This is a genomic window from Plasticicumulans sp., assembly GCF_035331805.1.
In the GTDB taxonomy this organism is placed as follows: Bacteria; Pseudomonadota; Gammaproteobacteria; order Competibacterales; family Competibacteraceae; genus Plasticicumulans.
This window is the reverse complement of sequence record NZ_DAOLKE010000259.1, coordinates 1-5,163: the sequence shown is the minus strand read 5'-3', so window position 1 is coordinate 5,163 and position 5,163 is coordinate 1. Positions and strand designations below refer to the sequence as shown.

7 protein-coding genes are annotated in these 5,163 nt (G+C 69.1%); all 7 read right to left on the bottom strand.

Going from position 1 to position 5,163, the window contains the following annotated elements; all coding sequences use genetic code 11:
- The coding region (gene mpl / locus PKE44_RS14755; RefSeq protein WP_324552513.1) for a UDP-N-acetylmuramate:L-alanyl-gamma-D-glutamyl-meso-diaminopimelate ligase at window positions 1-913 on the bottom strand (913 nt) is incomplete at its 3' end.
- Window positions 914-1,100: 187 nt separating this feature from the next.
- Window positions 1,101-1,613, bottom strand: a complete 513-nt coding sequence (locus PKE44_RS14750) for a hypothetical protein (protein WP_324552511.1) — start codon at window positions 1,611-1,613, stop codon at window positions 1,101-1,103.
- Window positions 1,614-1,643: 30 nt separating this feature from the next.
- Entirely contained in the window at window positions 1,644-2,516 is an 873-nt protein-coding gene (hslO, locus tag PKE44_RS14745; RefSeq protein WP_324552508.1) for an Hsp33 family molecular chaperone HslO, read from the bottom strand.
- Between the two features lie 18 nt (window positions 2,517-2,534).
- Window positions 2,535-3,047, bottom strand: coding sequence for a hypothetical protein (locus tag PKE44_RS14740; RefSeq protein WP_324552506.1), 513 nt, complete (start codon window positions 3,045-3,047; stop codon window positions 2,535-2,537).
- Entirely contained in the window at window positions 3,044-3,331 is a 288-nt protein-coding gene (locus PKE44_RS14735; protein ID WP_324552504.1) for a hypothetical protein, read from the bottom strand. The genes PKE44_RS14740 and PKE44_RS14735 overlap by 4 nt, the downstream gene beginning before the upstream one ends.
- Before the next feature lie 72 nt (window positions 3,332-3,403).
- Window positions 3,404-4,108, bottom strand: a complete 705-nt coding sequence (locus PKE44_RS14730) for a hypothetical protein (RefSeq protein WP_324552502.1) — start codon at window positions 4,106-4,108, stop codon at window positions 3,404-3,406.
- A 123-nt stretch (window positions 4,109-4,231) separates the two neighbouring features.
- The coding region (gene gatB, locus PKE44_RS14725; RefSeq protein ID WP_324552500.1) for an Asp-tRNA(Asn)/Glu-tRNA(Gln) amidotransferase subunit GatB at window positions 4,232-5,163 on the bottom strand (932 nt) is incomplete at its 5' end.

Sequence of the window (5,163 nt, the reverse complement as noted above, 5' to 3'; positions counted from 1 at the left end):
CGATGGCGTCCTGCGGGCGCACGCCGGCGTGGCGGGCCGCGGCGATCGCGGCCAGCGCGTTGGCGACGTTGTGCGCACCGAGCAGCGGCCATTCGACGCGTCCGAGCCGTTCGCCGGCGAGTTGCACGTCGAAGGCCGAGCCGTCGGCGGCGACCTTGGCGGCCGTCCAGTCGCCACCGGGGCCGAAGCGCTCGACCGGCGTCCAGCAGCCCATCGCCAGGGTTTCCCCGAGCGCCGCGGAACCGGCCTCGACCACCAGCCGGCCGCAGCCGCCGGGCACGGTGCGCACGAGGTGATGAAACTGCCGCTGGATCGCCGCGATATCCGGGAAGATGTCGGCGTGGTCGTATTCGAGGTTGTTCAGCACCGCCGTGCGCGGCCGGTAGTGCACGAACTTCGAGCGCTTGTCGAAGAAGGCCGTGTCGTACTCGTCGGCCTCGACGACGAAGAACGGCGCCGAGCCGAGCCGGGCCGAGACGCCGAAGTTGGCCGGGATGCCGCCGATCAGGAAGCCCGGCGCCAGCCCGGCGTCCTCGAGGATCCACGCGAGCATCGAGCTGGTCGTGGTCTTGCCGTGCGTGCCGGCGACCGCGAGCGGCCAGCGCCCGTGCAGGATGTGCTCGGCCAGCCACTGCGGGCCGGAGGTGTACGGCAGGCCGCGATCGAGCAGGGTCTCGACGATCGGCAGGCCGCGGCGCATGACGTTGCCGACCACGACCACGTCGGGGGCCGCCAAATCAAGCTGGGCCGGGTCGAAGCCTTCGGTCAGCCGGATGCCGGCGGCTTCGAGCTGCGTGCTCATCGGCGGATAGACGTTGGCGTCACAGCCGGAAACGGTGTGCCCGGCCTCGCGGGCGAGCAGCGCGACACCGGCCATGAAGGTGCCGCAGATGCCGAGGATGTGCAGGTGCATGGGAGGAATCCGTCGCCCGCAGGCGTCAGTCAGGCATTCGGTCAGGCGTCCGGTCCGGCCTCGGCCGGCCGGCAGCAGGTTCTCATCCCCATCACAGCTGAACGCCCGGTCTTTTTCAGCCCCTCCCCCCTCGCGGGGGAGGGGTTGGGGAGAGGGGGATAAACAGCGCATTCACGTGTGACCGGTATCAATCGAACTGGGCATACAGGAACGCAAGCGCCACGAAGCTCAGCACGAAGTAGGCGATCGACCACGCCAGTCCGCGACCGCGCGCGGTCGACAGCGCCTGCGCGTAGACGTGGCCCATGACGGCGATGCTCCAGATCACCAGCCCGAAGTACAGGAAGGCCACCAGCGACGGCGTGCCCTGGCCGGGATCGTTCGGGAACGCGAGCAGCACCGGCGCGGCGGCGATCGCGAACAGCGCGCCGGTGCCGGTGAGCGCCGTGTAGGTCTGCAGGAAGCGCGCACGGTGGCGGTGCGCGCCGAGCAGCACCTGCGTGAAGCCGGTCAGCAGCACCAGATCGAGCACGGTCTGCGCCAGCGCCAGCACCGGCGGGCTGTTGAGCAGCACCGACAGGAAGCCGAGCAGTGCGTAGGCGACCGTGCAGACCGCGCACAGCGCCGTCGAGGCCGGCACGTCCTGCGGACCGCGGCGCATCAGCATGATGTCGAGGAACAGCTGCACCAGGGCACTCATGTCCGGACCGGCATCGGGAGGAAGTCCATGCTATTGCGCCGCCGGCGGTGCATCGGCGGCAGCGAGCAGTGCCTCGATGTCGACGGCATCGAAGGTGTAGGCCTGGCCGCAGAACTCGCAGTCGACGCCGACCGTGCCGCCGCGCTCGGCAAGCAGCGCGCGCAGTTCTTCGGCCCCGAGCGTGCGCAGCGCCGCCGCCGAACGCGCGCGCGAGCAGCTGCAGCGGAACGCGAGCGCCTCGGGCGCGAAGGTCCGCACGTCCTCCTCGTGAAACAGCCGGTGCAGCAGGGTTTCCGGTGCTTCCGACAGCAGTTCGGCCGCCGTCAGCGTCGCGCCGAGCTGCGTGACCCGCTGCCAGTGATCGGCGTCGGCATCGACGCCGGGCAGGCGCTGCAGCAGCAGGCCGGCCGCGCGCTGCGCATCGGCGGCGAGCACGAGCCGGGTCGGCAGCTGTTCGGATTGCGCGAACCAGTGTTCGAGCGCCGCGGCGATCGACTCGCCATCGAGCGGCACGATGCCCTGATACGGCTCGCGCGCGCCCTCGGTCTCGATGCTGATCACCAGCGTGCCATGGCCGCAGAGCCCGGCGAGCGGCAGTTCATCGGGCAGTCCGGCGGTTTCGTCCCAGCGCGCGAGGCCGCGCAGCGTGCGGTCCGAATGCACCTGCACGACCAGAAGGCGCAGCCGTCCGTCGGGCGCCTGCAGCTGCAGCGTCAGCACGCCGGTGTACTTGATCGTCGCCGACAGCAGCGCCGCGGCGGCCATGGCTTCGCCGAGCACGCGCCGCACCGGCGCCGGATAGTCGCGCCGCTCCAGCACGGTCTGCCAGAGGCCGTCGAGCGTCGCGAATTCGCCGCGCACGGGATGGGATTCGAACAGGAAGCGGTGCAGGGCGTCGGTCATGGGACAGTCGATTCGTGCTCAGCGCTGGAGTTGCTTGAAAAACAGAAAGGCAAGCAGGAACACGCGACTCTCCTCGCACTCACGCACCGTCACCCATGTACTGCAGGCGCGGCGTGCGAGTTCGATCAGGCGTTGCGCATCGGTCCGGGTCAGACTCGACGCCAGGTTGTAGTCCGCCTCGTGCCGCGCCTCCTGCAGTTCAACGAAGGTCGCCGCGACTTGCTGCAACGCCGGTGGAACACCGCCCGGAAGCAGCATTTGCAAACCCGGCGGCAGCCTGCCCGCGGGCTGGGCGAATCGCTCGCAGACCCGGCGCATCTCTCCGTGCTCACACGCCCGTGCGATGCGCTGGCGCAAGGCTCGGCGGTGCGTCCCGGGAACGAGCCGGGCGGCGGCATCCTCGATCAAACGATGGAACAGCGCGTAATACGCGGCCGAAACCGCCCGGCGCAGACTGGCCTGGCTCGGCCGGCGTGGCTCCTTGCGCGCCAGATGTTCGGCCTGCTTCAGCAGATCGGCGGGCAGACTCATCCATGCTCACTTTCGATGAGCGCCTGTTCGCTGACGCTGCGCACGCGCACGTAAGGCCAGTAGCGCTCGTCGATCTGCCACGTCCGGTCACGGATCGCCTGCGTCAGCGCATCCAGCATGGCGCTCGTCTCGCGCTCGGCAACGTGATCATCCTTCAGGATGATCCAGACGCGGATAGCCGGTCGATCCATCGAATCGACCTCCGGGTAAGCGATGAGCCGCTCGACCGGTTCCGGCAACGGAATCCGTTCGATCGCAGCGAGGATGGCCTGTTCGCTGTTCATGACCGCCTCAACCCGTCAGGCACCGGCACACGCAGCCAGCGCAAATCCTCACATGAAATACTTCTGGAGTGCTCAGAAGAAGCTGTCGTCGCCACGCGGTTTCGGACGCTGCGGCTGCGGCTGGGGTTGCGGCTGACCGCCGCCACCACCGCCACCGAAGTAGTCGGAATCATCCGGCGCACCGCCGCCGTCGTTGCGGCCACGACCGCCACCGCCGCCGCTGGCATTCGAATAGCGGGCACAGAGGTCGTCGGCGCGCGAGATCGCCGCCGCCGAGCCGTTCAGCGGGAAGCTCATGAAGGTCGGCGAGTTGTTGCCCTCGGGCTGCACCTTGAAGCGGACCGTGTTGCCGTACTTCATCTCGCGGAACAGCCGCGGGCCTTCCTCGACGCGGTTGATCAGCAGGAAGGCCGTGGTGCTGCCGCGCTCGGCGCTGAACTGGCCCGAGGTCTGGTGGAGGCCGGCCTCGTCGACGCGGATCAGCACGGCGGCGCCGAACTCGGTGTTGTCCGACGAGGGCTTCGACAGCGTGCCGATGACCTTGAGCTGGAACTTGTCGCAGGTGTTGAGCTTGGAATCGACCGCGAAGGTGTCCTGGCCGCGCGTGACCGCGGCGCGGAACAGCACGTCGTCGCCGAGGTACATCATGAACGAGGCCCAGCTGCCGTGACTCATGCGGTCGCGGATGTTGTAGGTCGCCGCCAGCAGCAGCGGCAGCAGCGGCAGCAGCACGAGCGGCCAGCGTGGCCGGCGGACGGTGCGCGCACGATCGGTCATGGAGTCCCCCCGGCCGGTGGTCCGGAATCGGTTCTGAAGGCGGATGCCCGCCTGTATTAGGTTGGCTGAGCGGGTCCGGGCGATGTCCTGCCCGGGGCCCGCTGACAGTCAGTGTACCGGTGATCAGCCCTTCAGCCGCGCGAGCAGCCGCTCGTTGACCTGCTGCGGGTTGGCCTTGCCCTTCGAGGCCTTCATGACCTGGCCGACGAAGAAGCCGAACAGCTTGTCCTGACCGGCGCGGTACTGCTCGACCTGCTTCGGGCTGGCCGCGAGGATGCCGTCGATCAGCGTGTCGATCGCCGAGCTGTCGGTGAGCTGCACCAGCCCGCGCGCCGCGATGATCGCATCGGCCGTGCCCTCGCCCGCCCACATCGCGCCGAACACTTCCTTGGCGAGCTTGCCGGAGAGCGTGCCGTCGAGCACGCGCCCGAGCAGCCCGGCGAGCGCTTCGGCCGGCACCGGGCTTTCGCCGATCGGGAGGCCGGCGCGGTTCAGCGCCGCGGCCAGATCGCCCATGACCCAGTTGGCACAGAGCTTTGCGCAGAGCCTGGCCTCGCCGCCGGTCGCGGCGACCAGCGCCTCGTAGTAGCCGGCGGTGGCGCGCTCGGCGGTCAGCGTCGCGGCATCGTAGTCAGGCAGGCCGTAGTCGCGCACGAAGCGCGCGAAGGCCGCCTGCGGCAGTTCGGGCAGGCTCGCCCGCAGCTGTTCGATGAAGCTGTCCTCGATCACGAGCGGCAGCAGGTCGGGGTCCGGGAAGTAGCGGTAGTCGTTGGCTTCTTCCTTGCCGCGCATCGAACGGGTTTCGTCGCGATCCGGGTCGTAGAGCCGGGTTTCCTGCACGACGCGACCGCCGCCCTCGATCAGCTCGATCTGGCGTTCGATCTCGTATTCGATCGCGCGCTCGACGAAGCGGAAGCTGTTGACGTTCTTGATCTCGGCACGCGTGCCGAATTGCTCCTGTCCCTTCGGGCGCACCGAGACGTTGGCGTCGCAGCGGAACGAGCCTTCCTGCATGTTGCCGTCGCAGATGCCGAGCCAGACCACGAGCTGGTGCA